We start from the raw sequence: 22,637 nt of genomic DNA, 5'->3' as shown, positions 1-22,637 counted from the left end.
ATAACCCGAGTCGGCCGGCCGGTCCGCGTGGCGCAGGGCCGCGGCGTGGCCCTAATGTGGCTGGTACGGGTCGGCGATGCCCATCCCGGCCAGCACGCGGGTTTCCAGCGCTTCCATGCGTTTGGCGTCGCGCGCCTTGATGTGGTCGTAGCCCAGCGCGTGCAGGGCGCCGTGCACCGTCAGGTGGGCGGCGTGGTCCAGCGGCGCCTTGCGCTGTTCGCGCGCCTCGCGGCGCAGGACCGGCAGGCAGAGCACGATGTCCCCGCGGGCGACCGCGTCCGGGCCGACGCCGTATTCGAAAGTCAGCACATTGGTGGCGTAATCCCGGCCGCGGAAAGCGTGATTGAGCTGGCGGCCTTCCGCCTGCCCGACGATGCGCAGGCTGATTTCGGCGCCCTGGAATCCGACCAGGCCGTCAGCGCGCGCCGCGTCCAGCGCCCGCTGTATCCAGCGGCGCAGGCGCCAGCGCGGCAGGGCGGGAGCCTGGACGGCGTACTGGACGGAAAGCGCCAGCGTGACGCCGTCGGCCGCGTTCGCCGCGCCCGCGCTGCTATTCCTCATCCGCCGCGGCCTTGTCGTAGGCGTCGACGATGCGTGCAACCAGCGGGTGGCGCACCACGTCGCGGCTGGTGAAGCGCGTCGTGGCGATGCCTTGCACTTCCTCCAGCACCCGCACGGCATGCGCCAGGCCGCTTTGCTGGCCGCGCGGCAGATCGACCTGCGAGGGATCGCCGGTGATCACCGCCTTGCTGCCGAAGCCGATGCGCGTCAGGAACATTTTCATCTGTTCCGGCGTGGTGTTCTGCGCCTCGTCCAGGATGACGAAGGCGTGGTTCAGCGTGCGGCCGCGCATATAGGCCAGCGGGGCAATCTCGATGGTTTGCTTTTCGAACAGTCGCTGGACGCGCTCGAATCCCATCAGGTCGTACAGCGCGTCATACAGCGGGCGCAGATAGGGATCGACCTTCTGCGTCAGATCGCCGGGAAGGAAGCCCAGGCGTTCGCCGGCTTCCACGGCCGGCCGCGTCAGCACCAGGCGCTGCACCGTGTCGCGCTCCATGGCGTCGATGGCGCAGGCCACGGCCAGCCAGGTCTTGCCGGTGCCGGCAGGGCCGATGCCGAAGGTGATGTCGTGCTTGAGGATGTTTTCCAGATATTCGCGCTGGCGCGGCGTGCGCGGACGCAGATCGGAGCGGCGGGTACGCAGGGCGATGAAGTCGCGGTCGTCATCCAGGGCGGGGATGGCCGCCGGGTTCAGCGCCTGTGTGCCGCCGTGGGAGCCGCTCGCGCGGCCGACGCCGATCTCGACCAGCCCGAGCTGGATGTCGTCCACCGACAAGGGCTTGCGGGACGCCTGTTCGTCGAAGCGCCGCAGCGCCTGGGCGGCCAGTTCGGCGTTTTCGCCTTCCAGTGTGATGCGGTTGCCGCGACGCCTGAGTTTGACCGCCAGGCCATCGGCCAACTGGCGCAGGTTTTCATCGAGCGGGCCGCACAGGTTGGCCAGCTGGGCGTTGTCGCCGCCCACCTGTACCGTGACGCCGGACGGCTTGCGGGGAGCGCCTGCCATTACTCGGTCTCCGCGGCGCCGCCGGCCATGGCCACCCGCCCGCGCAGCGAATTCGGATAGGCCTCGGTGATGACGATATCGACCATGTGGCCGATCAGCCGCGGCGGGGCGGCGAAATTGACGATGCGGTTGTTTTCGGTGCGTCCCATCAGTTCATTCGGATCGCGGCGCGACGGTCCTTCGACCAGTACGCGCTGGGTGGTGCCTATCATGGCGCGGCTGATGGCCGACGCCTGTTCGGCGATGCGCGCCTGCAGCCGCTGCAGGCGCTGCAGCTTCAGTGCCTGCGGCGTATCGTCCGCCAGGTCGGCGGCCGGCGTGCCCGGGCGGCGCGAATAAACGAAGGAAAAAGACGTGTCGAAGCCGACGTCATCGATCAGCTTCATGGTCTTTTCAAAGTCCTCTTCCGTTTCGCCAGGGAATCCAACGATGAAGTCGGACGACAGGGTCAGGCCCGGGCGCGCCTCGCGCAAACGGCGCACGATGGATTTGAATTCCAGCGTCGTGTAGCCGCGCTTCATCGCGGCCAGCACGCGATCGCTGCCGGCCTGCACCGGCAGGTGCAGGAAGGACACCAGCTTGGGCAGGCGCGCATGGGCCTGGATCAGCCGCGGCGTCATTTCCTTGGGGTGCGAGGTCGTATACCGGATGCGTTCGATGCCCGGAATATCGTGCACATACTCCAGCAGCATGGCGAAGTCGGCGATTTCATCGCCATCGCCCAGGCGGCCGCGGTAGGCATTCACGTTCTGGCCCAGCAGGGTGACTTCCTTCACGCCCTGGTCGGCCAGGTCGGCGATTTCCACCAGGATGTCGTCGAACGGCCGGGAGACTTCGTCGCCACGGGTGTAGGGTACGACGCAGAAACTGCAATATTTGCTGCAGCCTTCCATGATGGACACGAAGGCCGTGGCGCCGTCGACGCGCGGCGGCGGCAGGGAATCGAATTTCTCGATGCTGGGAAAACTGATGTCCACCTGGGCACGGCCTTCGGCCTGGCGCTGGCGGATCAGCTCCGGCAGGCGGTGCAGGGTCTGCGGACCGAACACCAGGTCGACATAGGGCGCGCGCTTGACGATGGCATCGCCTTCCTGGCTGGCCACGCAGCCCCCCACGCCGATGACCAGGCCGGGCTTGGCTTTCTTGAGCTGCTGGACGCGGCCCAGGTCGGAGAACACCTTTTCCTGCGCCTTTTCGCGCACCGAACAGGTATTGAACAGAATGATGTCCGCGTCTTCCGGCGTGTCGGTCAGCTCGACGCCCTGCGATTCGCGCAGTACGTCGACCATTTTGTCGGAGTCGTACTCGTTCATCTGGCAACCGAAGGTGCGGATGAACAGCTTGCGGGGGGTATCGGAGGCGGAGCCGGAGGTGGCCGAAACGGAGGCGTCGGCGGACGCGCCGTCGCGCGCGAGTATGGTTTCTTGCATATCGGAAGCCGTGACGGGTGTAGATCCCGGGGGCGGGGGAAAAACAGAATTTTACCCCGGATGCGCCATTGTCTTGGTATTGTCTCGGTCCGGCCCTGGCATGAGGCCGGATACGCGGGCGGCCGCACGGGGCGGCGCCGCGCAATCGACAGGATGACGAGGGGATATGGCCAAGAACACGGCCTTGCGCGACGATGCGCCTTCCAGCCATAGCGCGCCGCGCGACCGCACGGCTGTCCGCAACCGATGGATCGCCGGCTGGGTACTGGCCCTGCTGCTGATCGGCCTCCTGTTGCTGTTCGTCGATCTGCCCCTGACCAGGTATCTGCAGGCCAATGTGTCGCCGTCCGTCGACACCGCCTTCGAATGGATAGGCGAAATCGGCGATAGCGATAATTACGCCTGGATCGTGCTGGCTATCTACATCGCGGCTCTGGTGGCTCTGCTTCGGGGCTGGGACGGCGCCTGGATAGGCGGCTATGAACGTGTGGTGCGCGGCAGCTTGCTGCTGATGGCGGCCTGGGTGGTCGGCGGCATCGTTACGGGCGTGCTCAAGCAGACGGTGGCGCGCGCGCGGCCGAAAGTGTTTTTCGAGCAGGGCTTCTATGGCCTGGGGGACGCTTTCCAGGGCAAGCCCTTCAATTCTTTTCCGTCCAGCCATTCGTTGACCGCCTTCGTGCTGGCGGCGGCCATTTCGGCGGTGGCGCCGCGCTGGCGCGTGCCGGTCTATACGATCGCCGTGCTGGCCGGCATCAGCCGCCTGGTCAACCTGGATCATTTCGCTTCGGACGTGGCGGCCTCGGCGCTGATCGCCATCACCGCCGTGCATGTGCTCAAACCGTGGTTTGTCGATCCCGCCTACCGCTGGCCGCTGCGCGCGCCCTGGCGCTGGTTCCGCCGCAGCGATCAGCCCTGACCCGCGCGCTCCAGCCTTTCCCTGACGCGGCGCGCCAGGTCCAGCATGGGGTCGCTGGACGGATAGAGCTCATGCTTGCCGACGATCGGAAAGCTGTGTCCTTTCCAGAACTGCCTGGGATCGAAGCGGAACTTGGCGACCAGGCGTCGTCCGAAATCCATTTCGTGATGCAGATACAGCGCTTTCTGCCCGATGCCGGACATCTCCGGATATTCGCCCAATAGATATCCTTCCTGCAGATGCGGGCGCGCCGCGGAAGGCGGGCAGACGCTGGACAGGCGGATGGTCTGCAGGCCGGCTTCCGCGCTCACGGTGATCCCGCCGCTCAGGTAGGGCACGCCCAGTACGAAGACATAGGCTTCCTGGTCCGCACCGTGGCTGGCGAACGATGCGGCGACCCGCAGCGAATGCGTGACGTCCAGCAGGGGAGTGGGGCAGATCTCGTAGTGCTGCAGGACGGCCCAGCGGACCATGCCGTGGCGGCCGATGCGCTCCAGACCCAGGAAACCCGCGGCCAGGTATTCCTCGGCCAGGATTTTCTCGGCGGCGGTCAGCCTGGCGTAGCGCCTGCGCAGTTCCTCCAGGCTGGGGTTCTTGCCGCCGTTGCCACGCAATATCGTCGGCTTCAGCGAGGTATATCCGGCGCGGTTGCGGAAGTCGGCGGCCTGGCCGCGGAATAGCAGGATGTGGTCGCGGTTGTGGAATTGCAGCTCGGCGATCCGGGTGGCCAGGTCGAAGTACGAGGTGACCGGATAGGCCGCGGCCTTGCGATAGTCCTGGCGCTGCACCACGGTCGCCACCGGCGAGCCGCCGATGAACGACCATAGCTTGTACTCGGTGATGGTCTCCAAGTGCCGTCCTTCAGGTTGCCGGCGTGCTTACTTGCCCAGCCATTTTCCACTGATCTGCGCGTATTCGCCGCTGGCCTGTGACAGGTGCAGCCATTGGTCGACGAAACGCTTGAATACCTCGTCGCCTTGCGGCAGCAGATAGGCCATCTCGGCATATTGCAGGGGCTTGTCGGGATTGACGGCGCACAGCTCCGGATGCAGCTTGCTTTGCACGATGGCTTCCGCCGCTTCGGTGACGAACACGTCGGCCTGGCCTTTGATGATTTCATCGAAGATGGTCAGGTTGTCCGGGTGCATGGTCAGCTTGGCGTGGCTGAGTTTCGTTTTGGCGAAACGTTCATTGCTGCCGCCCGGGTTCGCGATCACGCGCACCGACGGCTGGTCGATGGCTTCGATGGTCTGGAACTTGGATACGTTTTCGCAGCGCGTCAGCGGGGTCTTGCCGTTGATCATGTACGGCATGCTGAAGTAAGCCTGCTTCTGGCGTTCCAGCGAGGCGGAAATCCCGCCCACCGCGATATCGCACTTGCCGGCGACGAAGTCCGGCATCAAATTGGCCCAGGTGGTCTTGATGAACTGCGGCTTGGCCTTGAGCGCGGCGGCCAGCGTCTGCATCAGATCGATGTCCATGCCCTCGAATTCGCCCGGGGCGTGCTGGAAGCTGAAGGGCTTGTAGTCGCCAGGCGTGCAGACGCGCAGCACGCCGGCCTGTTCGACGCGGGTCAGGGCGGAACCCGATGCGGCGGCGCCGGCCGCCGGCGCCTGGGCGAATGCCAGGGTCTGGGCGGAGAACAGGATCAAAGCGGCAAGGATTTTCATGGCCGGGCTTCCTTTGGTATTGGTTTGTACGGTACCGCGGATCGTCGACGCGCCAGTACGTCGTCGATCCGACTGATAACTGTAATCGGAGCCGGCCATTTCATTCATTGCGGGTTTGCACGGCTTGCGGACGCGAAGGGAACCGCCGCGCCTGTATGCCGTCGAAGGTAGGCCGCGCCGGAGGGGACGGCTGTCCAGGAGCATCCATTCATGCGTTACCTATGGCTTTTGCTGATGGCGCTATGCGCTCCCCTGCATGCGGCGCCCGTCGAAGACGTGGAGCGTTTCGCGCCCGGACTGCGCTTTCCCGAAGGCACCGTCTTTGTCGGCGATACGCTTTATTTCGTGGATTACGGCACGTCCACCGTGCTGCGGCTGGGCGCCGACCTTGCGGCCGTCCCCGCGTGGCGATCCGCGGGGTGCGGTCCGAACGGCTTGCTGCCGCTGGGCGATGGAACGATGCTGGTCGCCTGTTATGACGCCGGGACGGTGGAACAGCGCTCCCTCGATGGGCGGCTCTTGCGGACCGTGGACCGGGGCGCCCAGGGCGAACCCTTGATACGGCCCAATGACCTGGCCGCGGATGGCCATGGCGGCGCCTACTTTACCGCTTCCGGCGGCGCGGACGGGATAGAAGGCAGGCTGTATCACCTGGCGGCGGGACTGACGCGTGCCGACATGGTGGTGGATCATGTCCGGAATGCCAACGGCGTGGCCTTGTCTCCGGACGGCCGCATTCTTTACCTGGGCGAGAGCACCACGGACAAGGTGCTGCGCTTCGATGTGGCGGCGGATGGCAGCCTGCGGGGGCGGCGCGATTTCCTGGCGCTGGACGAGCTGGGTCACGGGCAGACGCTGCCGGGCGGCGGCCGCCATACGCCGGACGGCGTGCGCACGGACCCGTCGGGCCACGTCTTCGTCAGCCTCTACAATGGCGCCGGCTTCGCCGTGTTCGGCGCCGATGGGAAGCTGTTGGCGACGCAGTCGCTACCGGGCACCCACCACGCCAATCTGGCGATTTCGCCGGACCAGGCGTGGGTCTATGGCACCATCGATGACGACGAAGGCAGTCTCTACCGGGTCAGGAACCCGCTGGCGCCGCCGCGAGGATGAGCCGCGCCTCGCGGGCATGGAACGTGTGATGGGACGCCACGACAAAGCCGCCGATGACGTCGGAGGACCCCATGACGAACAAGATACGCTTGGATAAATGGCTATGGGCGGCGCGTTTCTACAAGACGCGCGCCCTTGCGGTGGAGGAAATCGGCAAGGGCCGGGTGCTGGTCAACGACCACCCCGCCAAGCCCGCGCGCGAGGTGGGCGAAGGCGATTACATCACCGTGCGCAAAAGCGATCCGCCCATCCGGGTGCTGGTCCGCGCCGTCAGCACCATACGCGGCCCCGCCACCGCGGCGCGCCTGATGTACGACGAAACCCCCGACAGCATCGCCGCCCGCGAACGCGCCGCCGAAATGCGCCGCCTGGCGCCCGAACCCGCCCTCGATATCGCCCAGGGCCGCCCCACCAAGCGCGACCGCCGCCTGATCGATCAGTGGCGGGGGAAATAGGCGGGTGGGTTTCCGCCGATACTCTGCCCAGGAAAACTTTCAGCCTGCCGCGACGGTGATGGTGGGTTCGCAGCGGATCGGGAAGTTCACCGAATTGGCGATATAGCACTTTTCATGCGCGCTATGGTGCAACTGGCGCGCCTGCCCGGCGTCGCTGCCCGCCGCGATCACTACGCCGGGACGCAGGACAGCGGAAGTGAACCGGCCGGCTCCCGGCCCATCCACCATGGTGCCTTCCGGGCGGTCGACATATTCCAGCACCGTGACGGCGGCCTCGGCGCAAAGATGCAAGTACCAGAGCTTGTGGCAGGCCGAAGCCGACGCCAGCAGGAGTTCTTCGGGATTCCAGCGGGTCGGGTCCCCGCGGAAGGCGGGGTCGGAGGATCCAGCGATGTCGGCCTTGCCTTCGGCCCGGATAAGGTGGTCCCTGCCATAGGCCGCGTAGCCTGACGTACCGCTGCCGCGGTTGCCGGTCCATTCGACTTCGACGCGATATCTGTGTTCGCCATGCGCCATTCGGTGCTCCAGATTCGTTGGATATCGGTTCAGCGATGATTAAGCCGCGAGCGTATCACCAGCGGTAGACTTCGGCATCGAACTTACTCGATGCAAGGGTGGAGACCATGGCGAAGGAAGACAAGATCAAGGCGCTGCTGTTCGATGTGTTCGGAACGGTGGTGGACTGGCGCACCAGCGTCGCGCGGCAGTTGCGGCCGTTCCTGGAGCGGCACGGTATCCAGGATGACCCGCACGATGTGGCCAATGCCTGGCGCAAGAAATACCAGCCTGCGCTGGACGAAGTGCGTTCCGGCCGCCGTCCCTTCGTCAAGCTGGACGTGCTGCATCGCGAAAACCTGGAAGCCCTGCTGGCGGATTACAAGGTCGATGTCGCCAGCCTGCCGGAGGAAACGCTGAACGACCTGAACCTGATCTGGCACCGGTTGGACCCGTGGCCCGATTCGGTGCAAGGCCTGCGGCGCCTGAAGCAGCGTTTCATCATCGCGCCGATGTCCAACGGCAATATCAGGCTGATGACCGACATGGCCAAGCGCGCCGGGCTGCCTTGGGATGCCATCCTGGGCGCGGAGGTGGTCAAGGCCTACAAGACCTCGCCCGAAGCCTATCTGCGCACGGCGGAAGTGCTGGATCTGCGGCCGGAGGAAATCTGCATGGTGGCGGCCCACAATTCCGACCTGGCGGCGGCGCGCAAGTGTGGATTCCATACCGCATTCGTTTTGCGGCCCACGGAATACGGCCCGGAGCAGAAGACCAATCTGCGCGCCGAACAGGATTGGGACTGGGTCGCCAACGACATGGTGGAGCTGGCGACGAAGATGAACTGCCCGGCCTGAGCCCGCCGCGGCACTGGGCCGCCTGGCGTCCAGCTTGCAGCCAGCGACAAGAACTAGGGCCCGTGCCGGGGCACGGGCTGCGAAATGGCGCTGCTATTGGGACGATGCCGGCGCTTCGGCGGGCGCTTTCTGCGCCGTGTTCTGAATGCCCGCCTGAAAGGCGCTCAGCATGTTCGACGTCAGCGCGGCGTTGAGTGAGGCGATGCCCAGCACGACCGCGATCGCCGTCGTGACCACAACTATCTTGAACCCCGCGATCTTGTTGTGGACCTCATTCAGCTCCGCCCGCATTTCGGCCCGCATTTCCTTCATGTCCGTGCGGATTTCGCGCGTGTAGTCTTCAATTCGCGAAATCCGCCAATCCATGCTGGCCTCGATGGCTTCGAGCCTGGAGTGAAATCTTCGGCGAGGCTGGGCGGCGGCTTCCATACCGGGAATTATCATCCCGGCCGGCCACCGCGGCAATATGACGGATATGCCACTTGCGCCCGGCAATCAACGGTGCGCCGCCCGTGGAGGGCGGCGCCTGTCCGGCATCGGACGCGGAGTCAGGCGACTTCCGGGCCGTCCTTCTTGGCCGGCTTGACCAGGTCTTCGCGCTTGACGCCGAACCACATGGCCAGCGCGGCCGCCACGAACACCGACGAATAGATACCGAACCAGATCCCGATGGTCAGCGCCATCGCGAAGTAGTGCAGCGTCGGGCCGCCGAAGAACAGCATGGACAGCACCATCATCTGCGTCGAACCGTGCGTGATGATGGTTCGCGAGATGGTCTGCGTGATGGCGCCGTTGATGACTTCCTGCACGGACGCCTTGCGCTGCTTGCGGAAGTTCTCCCGGATCCGGTCCATGATGACCACGGATTCGTTGACCGAATACCCCAGCACCGCCAGCACGCCCGCCAGCACGGACAGCGAAAATTCCCACTGGAAGAAGGCGAAGAAGCCCAGGATGATGACCACGTCATGCAGGTTGGCCACCACGCCGGCCAGGGCGAACTTCCATTCGAAGCGGATGCCCAGGTAAATGACGATGCCCAGCACCACGAACAGCAGCGCCATCAGGCCGTTGTGCACCAGCTCCTGGCCCACCTGCGGACCCACGTATTCCACCCGGCGCAGTTCCACGGAAGGATCGTCGGCCTTCAGGGCCTTCAGCACCGCGTCGCTTTGCTGCGAAGAAGTCTGGCCGGCCTGCAGCGGCAGGCGGATCAGCACGTCGCGCGACGTGCCGAAGTTCTGTACCTGGAAGTCCGCGTAGCCCAGCTTGGCCACGGACCCGCGCACATTTTCCAGCTGCGCCGTCTGCGCGTAGTTGACCTCCATCACCGTGCCGCCGGTGAACTCGATGGACAGGTGGAAGCCGCGCGTCACGATAAAAAAGACGGCCGCCAGGAAGGTCACCGCGCTGATGATATTGAGCACCAGCGCATGCCGCATGAACGGGATGGTGCGGTGTATGCGGAAGAATTCCATGTTTCGCCTTGCTTTGTTTGGATGCCGTTAGCGGGCCGTATCTGGTATCAGGCCTTCGCCTTGGCGTCTTCCGACGGTTTCCACACCTGGCCGATGGATACGCTGGCCAGCTTTTTACGGCGGCCGTACCACAGGTTGGCCAGCGCGCGCACGCCCACCACCGACGAGAACATCGACGTCAGGATGCCCAGGCAGTGCACCACCGCGAAGCCGCGGATGGGGCCGGAACCGAAGGCCAGCAGCGCCAGGCCGACGATCAGCGTGGTCAGGTTCGAATCCAGGATGGTGCCCCAGGCGCGCTCGAAGCCCTGGTGTATGGCCTGTTGCGGCGAGGCGCCGTTGCGCAGCTCTTCCCGTATCCGCTCGTTGATCAGCACGTTCGAGTCGATGGCCATGCCCAGCGTCAGCGCGATGGCCGCGATGCCCGGCAGGGTCAGCGTGGCCTGTAGCATGGACAGCAGCGCCAGCAGCAGCAGTACGTTCACCGCCAGGCCGATGGTGGAGAACACGCCGAACAAGCGGTAATAGACGATGATGAAGACGGCGATCGCCAGGAAACCGTACAGCGTGGACGCGAAGCCCTTGGCGATGTTGTCCGCGCCCAGGCTGGGGCCGATGGTGCGTTCTTCGATGATGGACATCGGCGCGGCCAGGGCGCCGGCGCGCAGCAGCAGCGCCGTGTCGGCGGCTTCCTCGGCGGTCATGCTGCCGGAGATCTGCACCTGCCCGCCGGGGATCTCGCCGCGGATGACCGGCGCCGTGACGACTTCGCCCTTGCCGTTTTCGAACAGCAGGATGGCCATGCGCTTGCCCACGTTGTCGCGGGTGACGTCGCGGAATATGCGCGCGCCCTTGGCGTCCAGCGTCAGATGCACGGCGGGCTGCTGGGTCTGCTGATCGCGGCCCGGCTGGGCGTCCTGCAGGTTCTCGCCGGTCAGGATGACCTGGCGGCGTACCAGCAGCGGCCGGCCGTCGCGGTCGGTGTAGCGTTCCAGGCCGAAAGGCACGGTATTGGCGGCCAGCGCGGCCTGGGCGGACGGCGAGTCGTCCACCATGCGGATTTCCAGCGTGGCGGTGCGGCCCAGCAGTTCCTTGGCCTTGGCCACGTCCTGCACGCCGGGCAATTGCACGACGATACGGTCATTGCCCTGCTGCTGGATGACCGGTTCGGCCACGCCCAGTTCGTTGATCCGGTTGTGCAGCGTGTTGATGTTCTGGCTCAGCGCGGTTTCCTGCACGCGGGTGATAGACGCCGGGCTGAGCGTGCCGACCAGCTGCGGCTTGCCGCCGTCGTTCTGGTCGACGAATTGCAGGTCGGGCATGCGCGAGCGCAGGATGGAAATCGCCTTGTCGCGGCTGTCGCCGTTGGGGAAGGTGGCGGTGACGGCCTGGCCGGTGCGGTCGACGGTGACGCCCGGCACGTCCTGGTCGCGCAGCACGCTGCGCACGTCGGCGGCCAGGGAGTCATAGCGCGCGTTCAAGGCGCCCTGCATATCGATCTGCAGCAGGAAGTACACGCCGCCGCGCAGGTCCAGGCCCAGATACATGGGCCTGGGCTCGAACCATCCCAGCGCGCGCATCCACTCCGGCGAGGCCGGCAGCAGGTTCAGCGCCACCGTGTAATGGGGATCGCCCGGGACGGTGTTCAGGGTCTTGTCGATCAGGTCGCGCGCCTGCAGCTGCTGGTCGGTCGAGGCGAAGCGCGCGCGTATGGTGCCCAGCGGCCCGTTCTGTTCGTAGTAGGCGCCCGTGGTGGGAATCTTGGCCTGGTTCAGGATCTGTTCCACCGTGCCGAGCAGGGCGTTGTCGACCTTGATCGTCGCTTTCGCACTGGAAATCTGTACCGCGGGGGATTCGCCGTAGAAATTGGGCAGCGTATACAGCAGGCCGATGACGACCGCGATCAGGACCGTAAGGTACTTCCAGAGGGGATAGCGGTTCATGGCCGGCTACTTGTAGGGTGACGAAGAACGGTTGAGGCGAAAAGCCGGGAAAACTGCCAGGCGGACCGGCCGGCGGGGGCGCCGCCGCGGTCCGGCATGCTGGGACGCTTACAGCGCCTTGATGGTTCCCTTGGGCAGCACGGTCGAAACGGCGCTCTTCTGGACGACCACTTCCACCGGCTTGTCGGCCGATTCGGAGATTTCCACGGTGATATAGGTGTCGGTGACGCGGGTGACCTTGCCCAGCAGGCCGCCGGCGGTGACGACTTCGTCGCCCTTGCTGAGGGCGGCCAGCAGGTTGCGATGTTCCTTCTGGCGCTTCATCTGCGGCCGGATCATCAGGAAATACAGGATGACGAACATCAGCACGATGGGCAGGAAGTTCATCAGCGCGCTTTCCGGGGCGGCTTGGGCGACGACCACGCCCAGGTTGTCGGTCATGAAGGACATCGGAATTCTCCAGTGGGATCCGTCATGCGGATCCGGTTATCGGTTTTTGATGTGGTTTTGGGTTTTTCGCGAGCCTGCGCATATAGGGCAGCCCGCTATTGTAGCGAAGCTGTCCGCCCGGGAAAGCGTTACCCGCCGGGCCCGCACCGGAGGCCGCCGGCGCCGGCTGGCAACCGCCCGCGCCGCGGCATGCCTGGCGCCGCCGCTAATCCACCCCGCGCGCCCGGTCCGCGGCGAACTGCGCTCGCCAGGCCTCGAAGCGCCCGGCGGCGATCGCCTCGCGCATCTCGCCCATCAGGGTCAGGTAGAAATGCAGATTGTGCAGCGTATTCAGCCGCGCCCCGGTGATTTCGTTGGCGCGCTGCAGGTGGTGCAGATAGGCGCGCGTGAAATGTCCGCAGGTATGGCAGCCGCAGCTGGGGTCCAGCGGCCGCGTATCGTCGCGGTAGCGGGCATTGCGGATCTTGACGTCGCCGTAGCGGGTGAACAGCCAGCCATTGCGCGCGTTGCGGGTCGGCATCACGCAGTCGAACATGTCCACGCCCTGCGCGACGCCGGCCACCAGGTCTTCCGGCGTCCCGACGCCCATCAGGTAGCGCGGCGCGTGGGCCGGCAGCCGCGGCGCCACGTGCGCCAGGATGCGCATCATGTCTTCCTTGGGCTCCCCCACGGACAGGCCGCCGATCGCATAGCCGTGGAAGCCGATGTCCAGCAGGCCGGCCAGCGATTCGTCGCGCAGCCGCTCGTACATGCCGCCCTGGACGATGCCGAACAGCGCGTTGGGATTGGCCAGCCCGTCGAAGGCATCGCGCGAGCGCCGCGCCCAGCGCAGGGACATGCGCATGGAGCGCGCGGCTTCTTCCTCCGTGGCGGCGCGGCCGTCTATTTCATAAGGCGTGCATTCGTCGAACACCATGACGATGTCGGAGTTCAACGCGCGCTGGATGCGCATGGATTCTTCCGGCGTCAGGAACAGGCGCGCGCCGTCGATGGGCGAGGCGAAACGCACGCCTTCTTCCGTGATCTTGCGCATGCCCTGCAGGCTGAACACCTGGAAGCCGCCCGAGTCCGTCAGGATGGGCCTGTTCCAGCCCATGAAGCCGTGCAGGCCGCCGTGCTTTTCCATGATGTCCGTGCCCGGACGCAGCCACAGGTGGAAGGTATTGCCCAGCACGATCTGCGCGCCGATCTCTTCCAGTTCATGGGGCAGCATGGCCTTGACGCTGCCATAGGTGCCCACCGGCATGAAGATGGGCGTTTCGACGACGCCATGGTTGAGCGTGATGCGGCCGCGGCGGGCGCCGCCATCGGTGGCCAGCAGTTGGAAATCGAGTCCTGTCATGGTCTGGGGGCGCCGGCGGCTTCGATGAACATCGCGTCGCCGTAGCTGAAGAAACGATAGCGTTGCGCCACGGCATGGGCATAGGCGCGGCGGATGGGTTCCATGCCCGCCAGGGCCGACACCATCATCAATAGCGTCGATTGGGGCAGGTGGAAGTTGGTGATCAGCACGTCCAGCGCCTGGAAGCGATAGCCCGGGGTAATGAAGAGCCGCGTATCGCCCTGGGTGGCGCGCAGGGGCAGGTGCTGCCCCGCCGCCGATTCCAGGGCGCGGGCGCTGGTGGTGCCCACCGCGACCACCCGGCCGCCCGACGCCTTGGCGCGCGCCACGGCGTCCGCGGTGGCCTGCGGCACGGTGTACCACTCCGCGTGCATGACGTGGTCGGCGATGTTCTCGACCCGCACCGGCTGGAAGGTGCCGGCGCCGACGTGCAGGGTGACGAAGGCGCGCCCGACGCCCATGCCGTCCAGGCGGTCCAGCATGTCCTGGTCGAAATGCAGGCCCGCCGTGGGCGCCGCCACCGCGCCGGGTTCGCGGGCGTAGACGGTCTGGTAGCGGGTGTCGTCGTGGCTGTCCGGGGCGTGGGTGATATAGGGCGGCAGCGGCGTGGCGCCATGGGCGTCCAGCAGCGCCAGCACGTCATCGGGAAAGCTCAGGTCGAAGAGCTCGCCGGCGCGGCCTTCCACCACGGCTTCGAAGGCGCCGGCCAGGCGCAGCACCGTGCCCGGTCCGGGCGATTTGCTGGCGCGCACGTGCGCCAGCGCGCGACGCGGGCCGGTGATGCGTTCCACCAGGACTTCGATCTTGCCGCCGCTGGCCTTATGGCCGGTCAGGCGGGCCTTGATCACCCGCGTATCGTTGAACACCAGCAGGTCGCCCGGACGCAGCAGGGACGCGATGTCGGCGAAGCGCCTGTCGTGCAGGCCGCCTTGCGCGTCCAGGTGCAACAGGCGGCTGCCGCCGCGCTCGGCGCTGGGGTGCTGGGCGATCAGCTCGGGCGGCAGTTCATAGTCGAAGTCGGAAACGCGATGGGAAGAGGGCAGGGACGGAGACACGCTGGACGTGGAAATCGTAAAAAGCCAACCCGTGATTGTAGTAGGCCCGGCGCACGCGCCAGCCCATGCAGGGTATCCTTGGCGCTTTTGGCGATTTGGCGACGACAGCGGGCGGGAATGATAGAGCGGGCAGGCGGCAAGCGGACGGCGGGGTTGTGGCCAGGGGTGTGGCGATCGGTCGCGGCCGTCCTGATCGTGTCCCTGGTGGCGGCCCTGGCGCCGGCCGCCGCCGTCGCCCAGGGCCTGGCGCCTGCTTCCACCAATGTGCTGCCGCATGATCTGGCGGCGACGTGGCGCGCCAGCAAGCTGCCCAGCGGGTCCCTGTCGCTGGTGGTCCAGGAGCTGGGCGGCCAGCGCCTGCTGTCCATCAATGCCAAGGAGCCGCGCAATCCGGCTTCGGTGATGAAGCTCATCACCACCTGGTCGGCCCTGTCCAGCCTGGGCCCCAACTATACGTGGCGCACCGAATTGCTGGCCCAGCCGGGCGCCCGGGTGGGCGCCAACGGCGTGCTGCCCGGTCCGCTCTATCTGCGCGCCGGCGGCGATCCTCTGTTCCTGATGCAGGACCTGTGGACGCTGTTGCGCGATCTGCGCCTGCACGGCGTGCGGCAGATCAACGACCTGGTTATCGACCGCACGATATTCGGCTCGGTCGCCACCGACCCCGGGGCCTTCGACGGCGCGCCCGACCGGCCCTACAACGCCAGCCCGGACGCGCTCATGGTGGGTTTCGGCGCCTTGCGCCTGCTGTTCATCCCCGATCCGGCGGCGCGCCGCTGGCGGCCGGTCATCGATCCGCCCCTGCCGGGGGTGAGCGTCAGCGGCCAGGTGGAATGGAGCGACGCCGTCTGCCCGGGTGCGCCGGACGTCGCCACCGAACCCTTGATCACGCAGCAGGGCATTACGCTGCGCGTGACCGGCACCGTCGCCGGTTCCTGCGGCGAATTCAGCCTGTACCGCCTGGCCCTGTCGCAGACGGATTTCGCCACCGAGGTCATCCGGCAGCTGTGGCGGGAGATGGGCGGCACCTTCAACGGCCAGGTGCGCGCCGGCATGGTGCCGCCGGACGCGGTTCCGCTGGCGTCCCACGAGTCGCCGCCGCTGGGCGACGTGATCCGCACCATCAACAAGCGCAGCAATAACGTGATGGCGCGCCTGCTGCTGCTGACCCTGGGCGCGGAGGGCGGCCGCCGTCCCGCCACGCCGGACAGCGGCGCGGCCGTCGTGCGCCGCGTGCTGGGTAGCCAGGGGCTGTCCATGCCGGAGCTGGTCATCGACAACGGCTCGGGCCTGTCGCGCATAGGCCGGGTGTCGGCCGACAGCCTGGCATCGATGCTGACGGTGGCGTGGAATTCCCCCTATATGCCGGAATTCATGTCTTCGCTGGCCATCGCGGGCGTCGACGGCACGGTGCGGCGACGCCTGCGCGACAGGGACACGCGCGGCATGGCGCACCTGAAGACCGGTTCGCTGGCCAATGTGCGCGCCATGGCGGGCTACGTGCTGGGCGCCAGCGGCAAGCGCTACGTGGTGGTCAGCATCGTCAACGATGATCGCGCCGACGCGGTGCGGCCTTTCGACGATGCGCTGATCAAGTGGCTGGTCGATCGCTGAACACGCTACGATTCCAACCATCGCCATCGGAGAATCCCCATGCCCGTGCATGAAATCCGCCATCCGCTGATCCGCCACAAGATTGGCATCATGCGGCGCGCCGACCTCAGCACCAAAAGCTTCCGTGAACTATCCCAGGAAGTCGCGGCGCTGCTGACCTACGAGGCCTGCAAGGACCTGCCCCTGGAGCACTGCCAGGTGCAGGGCTGGAGCGGCGTCGTCGATGTCGAGAAGCTGGCCGGCAAGAAAATCACCGTGGTGCCCATCCTGCGCGCCGGTATCGGCATGCTGGATGGCGTGCTCACCCTGGTGCCCGGCGCCAAGGTCAGCGTCGTCGGCATCGCCCGCAACGAAGAAACCCTGCAGGCGCATACCTATCTGGAGCGCCTGGTGGCGGAGCTGGACCAGCGCGTGGCGCTGATCGTCGATCCCATGCTGGCGACGGCCGGGTCGATGTGCGCCACCATCGATATGCTGAAGCGGGCAGGGTGCCGCGATATCCGCGCCCTGGTGCTCGTGGCCGCCCCGGAGGGCATCGCCCGGCTGGACCGCGAGCATCCGGACGTCCAGGTGTACACCGCGTCCATCGATGAGCGCCTGAACGAGGACGGCTACATCATCCCCGGCCTGGGCGACGCGGGTGACCGGATTTTTGGTACGCGGCAGAAGGCGGAATAGGGCCACGGACAGACCCCGCCGCGCCGGGCCCACAGCCGCGCCGGGCCGGTGTCGCCGGGCCTTGCCGGGCCAGCTTGCGCGGCCAGGGAAAGGCGGACGGGGCCCGGTCAGGCCGACGGCGCGGCCGCCATGCCGTCTATATGTTCCCCGAACCAATGCAGCTCATTGGCCAGGGCCGCCACGCTGCCCACGATCAGCAGGGCCGGCGCCCGTATCGCGTGGGTCCGCGCCAATGCCGCCAGGTCTTCCAGCCGCCCCGTCACCACCCGCTGCTCCGGCCGGCTGCCGTTTTCCACCAGCGCGAAGGGCGTATCCGCGGCCCGTCCGTGCTCGCGCAGGCCGCGCGATAGGGACTCCAGCTGGCTGACTCCCATATAGAAGGCAAGCGTCTGGTTGGCTCCGGCCAAGGCCTGCCAGTCCATGGCCTGGCCGTCGTCCCGGCAGTGGGCAGTGATCAGATGCAGCGACTGCGCGTGTTCGCGATGCGTCAAGGGTATGCCGGCATGCGCCGCACAGGCCAGCGCCGCCGTCACGCCGGGCACCACCTCGTAGGGCACCCCGTGGGCCCTCAGGTATTGCAGCTCTTCACCGCCGCGGCCGAAGATGAAGGCGTCGCCGCCCTTGAGCCGCACCACCCGCCGTCCCCGCCTGGCGTGCTCGACCATCAGGGCGTGGATGCGGGCCTGGGTGGCCGCGTGGTCCTCGCCGGGACGCTTGCCGACGTCGATGCGTTCGGCGTCACGCCGGGCCAGCGACATGATTTCAGCGCTGATCAGCCGGTCGTACAGAATGACGTCCGCTTCGTTCAGGGCGCGCAGCGCTTTCAGCGTCAGCAGGCCGGGGTCGCCCGGGCCGGCGCCCACCAGCACCACGCTGCCCGCCGGCGTTTCCTGGGGCTGCGCCAGCGCGGTTTCCAGTGCCTGGGCGGCTTCCGCCGGGCGCGCCTGGCGCAGCAGCGCGGCGACCGGCCCATCCAGCAGGTTGTCGTAAAAACGCCGCCGCGCGCCCAAGTCCGGACGGCGCTCCCGGATGCGCGCCCTATAGCGCGCCGCGAGCTCGGCCAGGGGCCCCAGCGCGTGGTCGAACAAGGATTCGATACGCTCGCGCAGGCGCCGGGCCAGCACCGGCGCCACGCCGGACGACGAGATCGCCACAATCAGCGGCGACCGGTCGACGATGGAAGGCACCTGGAACGAGGACAGCGCGGGGTCGTCCACCACGTTTGCCAGGATGCGCCGCGCGGCGGCCGCCGCGGCCACCCGGGCATTGACGCTTTCGTCATCGGTGGCCGCCACGACCAGCCAGCTGCCCTCCAGCCAGGCGTCCTCGAACCGGCCCGGGACATGGGTAATCCGGCCGGCCTGCGCCAGTGCCGCCAGTTCCGGGTTCAGCTCGGGTGCGCCTACTTGCACGCGCGCCCCCGCTTCCAGCAGCGCCTGCGCCTTGCGCGCGGCGACGGCGCCACCTCCCACGACCAGGACGAGGCGCTGGTTCAGGTCGGCGAACAGAGGGAATAGTTTCATGGCAGCGGGCGGTTGGGATATCGGGCGCCGTAAAACGACGCAAGCCCAGGTCGCGGCGCGAAATGGGCAATACGCGCATTCTAGAAAGGGGCGTTGAAGACCAGGAAGGAAGTTATGGGTATGTTCTTATAATTTTCCGGAATATCCGGATCAAGTTTCATCCATGGCCGCTATAAGGAAGCTCGCGCCGCTCTCTCGTATGCAGGGCTGGCGCCCGCCGCGCGGGTCTGGCCGCGGTGTAGTATCGACGCACCGCCTTATGTCCAGGGGCGGCTGCTTTTGAGAGGTCTCCCACCGTGTATCCGCATTCCGCTTTCGACGCCACGTCCCCCAGCCCCACGTCCACGGGATCCGCTCCATCGCGGGCAGGCCGGCACGCCGCCACCTTTCTGCCGCACGCCGTCGCGGCCGCCGCCATGATGCTGGCCGCCGGCGCGGCGCAGGCCGGCGTTTGCGACGCGCAATTCATCCGTAATGGCGGGGAGGTGCAGTTGACCGGCTCGGGCAATTTGCAACTGGGCGCCGATTTGGCGTTTGCCGAAGTAACCAAAAGCAATGGAGAGAACTGCCGCGCCCGTGTCAGCGGGGTCGCGACGTTTTCCTACGCCGGCCTGCCGCCGGGCAAGTCCAAGCTCGATTACCTGATGACGGTGCGCGACGGCAAGGCGACCTTCGTCAAGTATGAAAACGCCGGCGAAAAGCCCGCGTCGGATGGACAGTTCGACCTGCGCATGCTGGGCCTGTTCGCCTACGACGGGAGAATCAGCGGTCCGGGTCAGAAACTGCCCGGCGCGAACTTCCGCCTGAATATCGGCAAGGAAGCCCCCGTCGGCGGCACCCCCAGCACCACGGTGCGCATCAGCCAGAAAATCGTCGGCACGCGTCGCAGCATGGCCACGGCGCTGGGGCAGCAATCCTGCTGGCCGATCTCCTACAGCCGGGATACCGACCCGACGATGGCGACATTCAAAGGCTTGACGATTCCCATCCCGGCGCTGAACACCATGGTCACCGACTGGTATTGCCCCGCCGTCAATCTGGTGATGAAGCAGGACATCGATCAGCAGGGCATCAAATCCGCGGTGGAGATAACAAAGGTCAAATAAAGATCAAATAGATGCTCCGCGGGCGTAGCACACGGTAGCAATAGGGGGCTTGAGGCAAAAGCCCACTGGTATCATTGTTTTTGTCCAGCACAAGCAACAAGAGAAAGGAGCGAACATGAACGCGACATCTTCCGACGCCGCCAAAGACAACCTGATCGACAGCGTCAAAAGCAGCCTCAACGACGCGGAAAGCCTGCTGCGCGAAGCCGCGGCCAGCACCGGCGACAAGGCCGCCGAACTGCGCGACCGCGCCATGACCTCGCTCAAGCGTACCCGCGAAGCGCTGTACGAAGTGCAGGACGCCGTGGTCGAACGCGGCCGCAAGGCGGCGCGCGCCACGGACGACTACGTGCACGACAAGCCCTGGCAGGCCATCGGCATCGCCGGCCTGACCGGCCTGCTGCTCGGCCTGCTCATCGCGCGCCGCTGAACCCTCACCTGGCGGGCCGCCGGCAGGCGCGAATCCTTCGCCCCCGCCAGCGGCCGGCACCCCGAACATGCCCATACGCAAATCCTTGCTCGGCGTTGCCTCCAGCCTGGTCGAATTGGGGCGCACGCGTTTCGAGCTGCTGGCGCTGGAAGCATCGGTGGAGAAAGGCCGGCTGCTCAAGCTGCTGGGATGTTCCTTCGCGGCCTTGTTGTTCCTGACCCTGGCCGTGCTGGTGTTTTCCATCCTGGTGGCCGTGTATTTCTGGCCCACCGATGAACGTTATATGGCGTTTGGCGCGCTGGCGGCCGTTTATGCCGTCCTGGGCGTGATCCTGCTGCTGGTCGTGCGCCGCATGTTGACGCAGGGCCCGGCGCCCTTCGCCGCAACGCTGGAGGAACTGGCGCGCGACGTGCAACTGCTGGAGCACCTGCGTATCAAGGCCCAGGAGGAAGAAGAAGCGGAGCGGCGCGCCGAAGCCGAACGCCAAGCCCATGCCACCCGTCGGCGGGAGACCGCGCCATGAGTAAATTGTCCCCGGAGGTCGATCGCCAGGTGCGCATCGAACTGCTGCGCGCGCGCGCGGCGGTCGAGCGCCAATCGCTGGTGCACAACGTTGCCGCATTGACGCAGTCCTTGTCGCCTTCGCATCTCATCAAGGGCCTGGTTCCGCGTATCGGCGCGGGCAACATGCCCGGCCTGGCGTGGCAGGCGTTCACCTTGGCGCGCCGCTATCCCATCATTACGTCGACGTTGTCCACCGTGTTCCTGCGCGGCAAGCGTTCCCGGCTCTTGAAGCTGGGCACCCTCGCGGTCGTCGGCTGGCAGGCCTATCGCGGCTGGAAGGCGCGCCAGGCCGGCGCCGCGCACGTCACAAGCCCAGCTGACTCCACATCGCGTCCACCTTATTCTTGATGGCGTCATCCATGACGATGGGCCGGCCCCATTCGCGGTCGGTCTCGCCGGGCCACTTATTGGTGGCGTCCAGGCCCATCTTGCCGCCCAGGCCGGACACCGGCGAGGCGAAATCCAGGTAATCGATGGGCGTGTGCTCCACCAGGGTGGTGTCGCGCACCGGGTCCATGCGCGTGGTCATGGCCCACACCACCTCTTTCCAGTCGCGCGGGTTGACGTCTTCGTCCACCACCACGATGAACTTGGTGTACATGAACTGCCGCAGCACGCTCCATAGCCCGAACATGACGCGCTTGGCGTGGCCTGGATATTGTTTGCGGATGGACACCACGGCCAGGCGGTAGCTGCAGCCTTCCGGCGGCAGATAGAAGTCGACGATCTCCGGCAACTGGCGGCGCAGCAGGGGCACGAAGACTTCGTTCAGCGCCACGCCCAGCACCGCCGGTTCGTCCGGCGGCTTGCCGGTGTAGGTGGAGTGGTAGATCGGATCGCGGCGCATCGTAATGCGGTCCACCGTGAACACCGGAAACCAGTCGCGTTCGTTGTAGTAGCCGGTATGGTCGCCGTAGGGGCCTTCCAGGGCCATCTCGTAGCCGGTGTCCGGCGGCGGCGCGACGCCATCGGGCACCGCCGGCGCGACCGCGCGCGGGTCCGTGCTCGGCAGCAGGTGGCCTTCCAGGACAATCTCGGCGTAGGCGGGCACCGACAGTTCGCTGCCCAGCGCCTTGGCGACCTCGGTGCGCGATCCACGCAAGAGTCCGGCGAATTGGTATTCCGACAGGGTGTCGGGCACGGGCGTGACGGCCCCCAATATGGTTGCCGGATCGGCCCCCAGCGCAACGGCGATGGGAAAAGGCTGGCCGGGATAGGCCTGCGCGTGTTCGCGGAAGTCCAGCGCCCCGCCCCGGTGCGACAGCCAACGCATGATGAGCTTGTTGCGGCCCACGGGTTGCTGGCGGTAGATTCCCAGGTTCTGGCGCCGCGCCCGCGGGCCCTTGGTGATCACCAGACCCCAGGTCAGTAGCGGAGCGACATCGCCGGGCCAGCATTTTTGCAGGGGCAGGCGCGACAGGTCGACGTCGTCGCCTTCCAATACGATTTCCTGGCAGGCCGGGCCGCGTACCGTTTTGGGGCTCATGTCCCACAGCGCGGCCTTTAGCATCGCGACCTTGGCGAAGGCATCGCGCAGGCCCTTGGGCGGCTCCGGTTCGCGCAGGGAGGCCAGCAGTTCGCCGGTATCCCGCAGCGCTTCCACCTGCTCCGCGCCCATGCCCCAGGCCACGCGGCGCGGCGTACCGAACAGGTTGGCCAGTACCGGCATGCCGGCGGGGCGGTCCTGATGGATGGCGTTTTCGAACAGCAGCGCGGGGCCGCCCTTGCGCAGCACGCGGTCGGCGATCTCGGTCATTTCCAGGTGCGTCGACACCGGCGCGGCGATGCGCTTGAGGTCGCCGCGCGATTCGAGTTGGGCGATGAAATCTCTTAAATCTCGGTATTTCACGAAAGGCCTACGGGAGAGCGCGTGTGAGTTCGCGGAAGTTCGACAAAGTTGCCCAACGTTGCATGGTAATTGCGGGATTTGTTACATATGGGCAGCCCATAA

Annotated in this window: 24 protein-coding genes; 10 read left to right on the top strand and 14 right to left on the bottom strand. The window is 66.5% G+C overall.

Annotated features, from left to right (window positions below; genetic code table 11):
- Positions 1 to 51 precede the first annotated feature (51 nt).
- From ybeY to miaB, 3 genes are read right to left on the bottom strand one after another with little or no spacing between them, the layout of a single operon-like run.
- Positions 52 to 561: an rRNA maturation RNase YbeY gene (gene ybeY / locus ACNA0R_RS07635; protein WP_415825348.1), complete on the bottom strand. Its 510-nt coding sequence runs from the start codon at positions 559 to 561 to the stop codon at positions 52 to 54.
- Positions 551 to 1,567, bottom strand: coding sequence for a PhoH family protein (locus ACNA0R_RS07630; protein WP_415825347.1), 1,017 nt, complete (start codon positions 1,565 to 1,567; stop codon positions 551 to 553). The genes ybeY and ACNA0R_RS07630 overlap by 11 nt, the downstream gene beginning before the upstream one ends.
- The gene (miaB, locus tag ACNA0R_RS07625) at positions 1,567 to 2,997 is read right to left on the bottom strand and encodes a tRNA (N6-isopentenyl adenosine(37)-C2)-methylthiotransferase MiaB (protein ID WP_415825346.1); all 1,431 of its coding nucleotides are present in this window, start codon (positions 2,995 to 2,997) and stop codon (positions 1,567 to 1,569) included. Before miaB ends, ACNA0R_RS07630 begins: the two co-directional genes overlap by 1 nt.
- A 166-nt stretch (positions 2,998 to 3,163) precedes the next feature.
- Between miaB and ACNA0R_RS07620 the strand changes: the two genes are divergently transcribed.
- Positions 3,164 to 3,913, top strand: coding sequence for a phosphatase PAP2 family protein (locus ACNA0R_RS07620; RefSeq protein ID WP_415825345.1), 750 nt, complete (start codon positions 3,164 to 3,166; stop codon positions 3,911 to 3,913).
- On the opposite strand, the gene ACNA0R_RS07615 is transcribed toward ACNA0R_RS07620, so the two are convergent.
- Positions 3,904 to 4,764, bottom strand: a complete 861-nt coding sequence (locus ACNA0R_RS07615) for an FRG domain-containing protein (RefSeq protein WP_415825344.1) — start codon at positions 4,762 to 4,764, stop codon at positions 3,904 to 3,906. The two genes, ACNA0R_RS07620 and ACNA0R_RS07615, sit on opposite strands and share 10 nt — an antisense overlap.
- A 27-nt stretch (positions 4,765 to 4,791) precedes the next feature.
- Positions 4,792 to 5,583: a transporter substrate-binding domain-containing protein gene (locus ACNA0R_RS07610; protein WP_415825343.1), complete on the bottom strand. Its 792-nt coding sequence runs from the start codon at positions 5,581 to 5,583 to the stop codon at positions 4,792 to 4,794.
- Positions 5,584 to 5,793: 210 nt separating this feature from the next.
- On the opposite strand from ACNA0R_RS07610, the gene ACNA0R_RS07605 reads away from it, so the two are divergent.
- Positions 5,794 to 6,696, top strand: coding sequence for an SMP-30/gluconolactonase/LRE family protein (locus ACNA0R_RS07605; protein WP_415825342.1), 903 nt, complete (start codon positions 5,794 to 5,796; stop codon positions 6,694 to 6,696).
- A gap of 71 nt (positions 6,697 to 6,767) precedes the next feature.
- Complete coding sequence (locus tag ACNA0R_RS07600; protein ID WP_415825341.1) at positions 6,768 to 7,151, top strand: RNA-binding S4 domain-containing protein; 384 nt, start codon at positions 6,768 to 6,770, stop codon at positions 7,149 to 7,151.
- Between the two features lie 39 nt (positions 7,152 to 7,190).
- Here ACNA0R_RS07600 and ACNA0R_RS07595 read toward each other — a convergent pair whose 3' ends face one another.
- The gene (locus ACNA0R_RS07595; RefSeq protein WP_415825340.1) at positions 7,191 to 7,667 is read right to left on the bottom strand and encodes an OsmC family protein; all 477 of its coding nucleotides are present in this window, start codon (positions 7,665 to 7,667) and stop codon (positions 7,191 to 7,193) included.
- A 107-nt stretch (positions 7,668 to 7,774) separates the two neighbouring features.
- On the opposite strand from ACNA0R_RS07595, the gene ACNA0R_RS07590 reads away from it, so the two are divergent.
- Positions 7,775 to 8,503: a haloacid dehalogenase type II gene (locus ACNA0R_RS07590; RefSeq protein WP_415825339.1), complete on the top strand. Its 729-nt coding sequence runs from the start codon at positions 7,775 to 7,777 to the stop codon at positions 8,501 to 8,503.
- Between the two features lie 93 nt (positions 8,504 to 8,596).
- On the opposite strand, the gene ACNA0R_RS07585 is transcribed toward ACNA0R_RS07590, so the two are convergent.
- The 6 genes from ACNA0R_RS07585 to queA form a co-directional block, all read right to left on the bottom strand.
- Positions 8,597 to 8,932 carry a hypothetical protein gene (locus tag ACNA0R_RS07585; protein WP_415825338.1) on the bottom strand — a complete coding sequence of 112 codons (336 nt, stop codon included), beginning with the start codon at positions 8,930 to 8,932 and terminating at the stop codon, positions 8,597 to 8,599.
- Between the two features lie 119 nt (positions 8,933 to 9,051).
- Complete coding sequence (secF, locus tag ACNA0R_RS07580; RefSeq protein ID WP_415825337.1) at positions 9,052 to 9,981, bottom strand: protein translocase subunit SecF; 930 nt, start codon at positions 9,979 to 9,981, stop codon at positions 9,052 to 9,054.
- A gap of 47 nt (positions 9,982 to 10,028) precedes the next feature.
- Entirely contained in the window at positions 10,029 to 11,924 is a 1,896-nt protein-coding gene (gene secD / locus ACNA0R_RS07575) for a protein translocase subunit SecD (protein ID WP_415825336.1), read from the bottom strand.
- Positions 11,925 to 12,032: 108 nt separating this feature from the next.
- Positions 12,033 to 12,365 carry a preprotein translocase subunit YajC gene (yajC, locus tag ACNA0R_RS07570; RefSeq protein ID WP_415825560.1) on the bottom strand — a complete coding sequence of 111 codons (333 nt, stop codon included), beginning with the start codon at positions 12,363 to 12,365 and terminating at the stop codon, positions 12,033 to 12,035.
- 214 nt (positions 12,366 to 12,579) lie between these two features.
- Positions 12,580 to 13,716, bottom strand: coding sequence for a tRNA guanosine(34) transglycosylase Tgt (tgt, locus tag ACNA0R_RS07565; protein ID WP_415825335.1), 1,137 nt, complete (start codon positions 13,714 to 13,716; stop codon positions 12,580 to 12,582).
- Positions 13,713 to 14,771: a tRNA preQ1(34) S-adenosylmethionine ribosyltransferase-isomerase QueA gene (gene queA / locus ACNA0R_RS07560; RefSeq protein WP_415825334.1), complete on the bottom strand. Its 1,059-nt coding sequence runs from the start codon at positions 14,769 to 14,771 to the stop codon at positions 13,713 to 13,715. Before queA ends, tgt begins: the two co-directional genes overlap by 4 nt.
- A gap of 117 nt (positions 14,772 to 14,888) precedes the next feature.
- Here queA and dacB point away from each other — a divergent pair, with 117 nt between their 5' ends.
- A complete protein-coding gene (dacB, locus tag ACNA0R_RS07555; RefSeq protein ID WP_415825333.1) occupies positions 14,889 to 16,385 on the top strand; it encodes a D-alanyl-D-alanine carboxypeptidase/D-alanyl-D-alanine endopeptidase in 1,497 nt (498 codons plus the stop codon).
- Between the two features lie 39 nt (positions 16,386 to 16,424).
- A complete protein-coding gene (upp, locus tag ACNA0R_RS07550) occupies positions 16,425 to 17,063 on the top strand; it encodes a uracil phosphoribosyltransferase (RefSeq protein ID WP_086063471.1) in 639 nt (212 codons plus the stop codon).
- A 107-nt stretch (positions 17,064 to 17,170) separates the two neighbouring features.
- Here upp and cysG read toward each other — a convergent pair whose 3' ends face one another.
- Positions 17,171 to 18,586 carry a siroheme synthase CysG gene (cysG, locus tag ACNA0R_RS07545; protein WP_415825332.1) on the bottom strand — a complete coding sequence of 472 codons (1,416 nt, stop codon included), beginning with the start codon at positions 18,584 to 18,586 and terminating at the stop codon, positions 17,171 to 17,173.
- A 416-nt stretch (positions 18,587 to 19,002) separates the two neighbouring features.
- Here cysG and ACNA0R_RS07540 point away from each other — a divergent pair, with 416 nt between their 5' ends.
- The 4 genes from ACNA0R_RS07540 to ACNA0R_RS07525 all read left to right on the top strand — a co-directional run bounded on the left by ACNA0R_RS07540 (position 19,003) and on the right by ACNA0R_RS07525 (position 21,034).
- Positions 19,003 to 19,692 (top strand): hypothetical protein, encoded by a 690-nt coding sequence (locus ACNA0R_RS07540; RefSeq protein WP_415825559.1) that lies wholly within the window; start codon positions 19,003 to 19,005, stop codon positions 19,690 to 19,692.
- A gap of 115 nt (positions 19,693 to 19,807) precedes the next feature.
- A complete protein-coding gene (locus tag ACNA0R_RS07535; RefSeq protein ID WP_415825331.1) occupies positions 19,808 to 20,122 on the top strand; it encodes an ElaB/YgaM/YqjD family protein in 315 nt (104 codons plus the stop codon).
- Between the two features lie 67 nt (positions 20,123 to 20,189).
- Positions 20,190 to 20,645, top strand: a complete 456-nt coding sequence (locus ACNA0R_RS07530; RefSeq protein WP_415825330.1) for a phage holin family protein — start codon at positions 20,190 to 20,192, stop codon at positions 20,643 to 20,645.
- On the top strand, positions 20,642 to 21,034 hold the full coding sequence (locus ACNA0R_RS07525; RefSeq protein ID WP_415825329.1) for a hypothetical protein: 393 nt from the start codon (positions 20,642 to 20,644) through the stop codon (positions 21,032 to 21,034). The genes ACNA0R_RS07530 and ACNA0R_RS07525 overlap by 4 nt, the downstream gene beginning before the upstream one ends.
- Here the strand turns inward: ACNA0R_RS07525 and ubiD are convergent.
- Positions 20,991 to 22,535 (bottom strand): 4-hydroxy-3-polyprenylbenzoate decarboxylase, encoded by a 1,545-nt coding sequence (gene ubiD / locus ACNA0R_RS07520; protein WP_415825328.1) that lies wholly within the window; start codon positions 22,533 to 22,535, stop codon positions 20,991 to 20,993. The genes ACNA0R_RS07525 and ubiD overlap by 44 nt on opposite strands.
- Between the last annotated feature and the right edge of the window lie 102 nt (positions 22,536 to 22,637).

The organism is Bordetella sputigena, from assembly GCF_965137885.1.
Taxonomy (GTDB): Bacteria; Pseudomonadota; Gammaproteobacteria; order Burkholderiales; family Burkholderiaceae_B; genus Bordetella_C; species Bordetella_C sputigena.
This window is presented reverse-complemented; position numbering and strand designations above follow the sequence as displayed.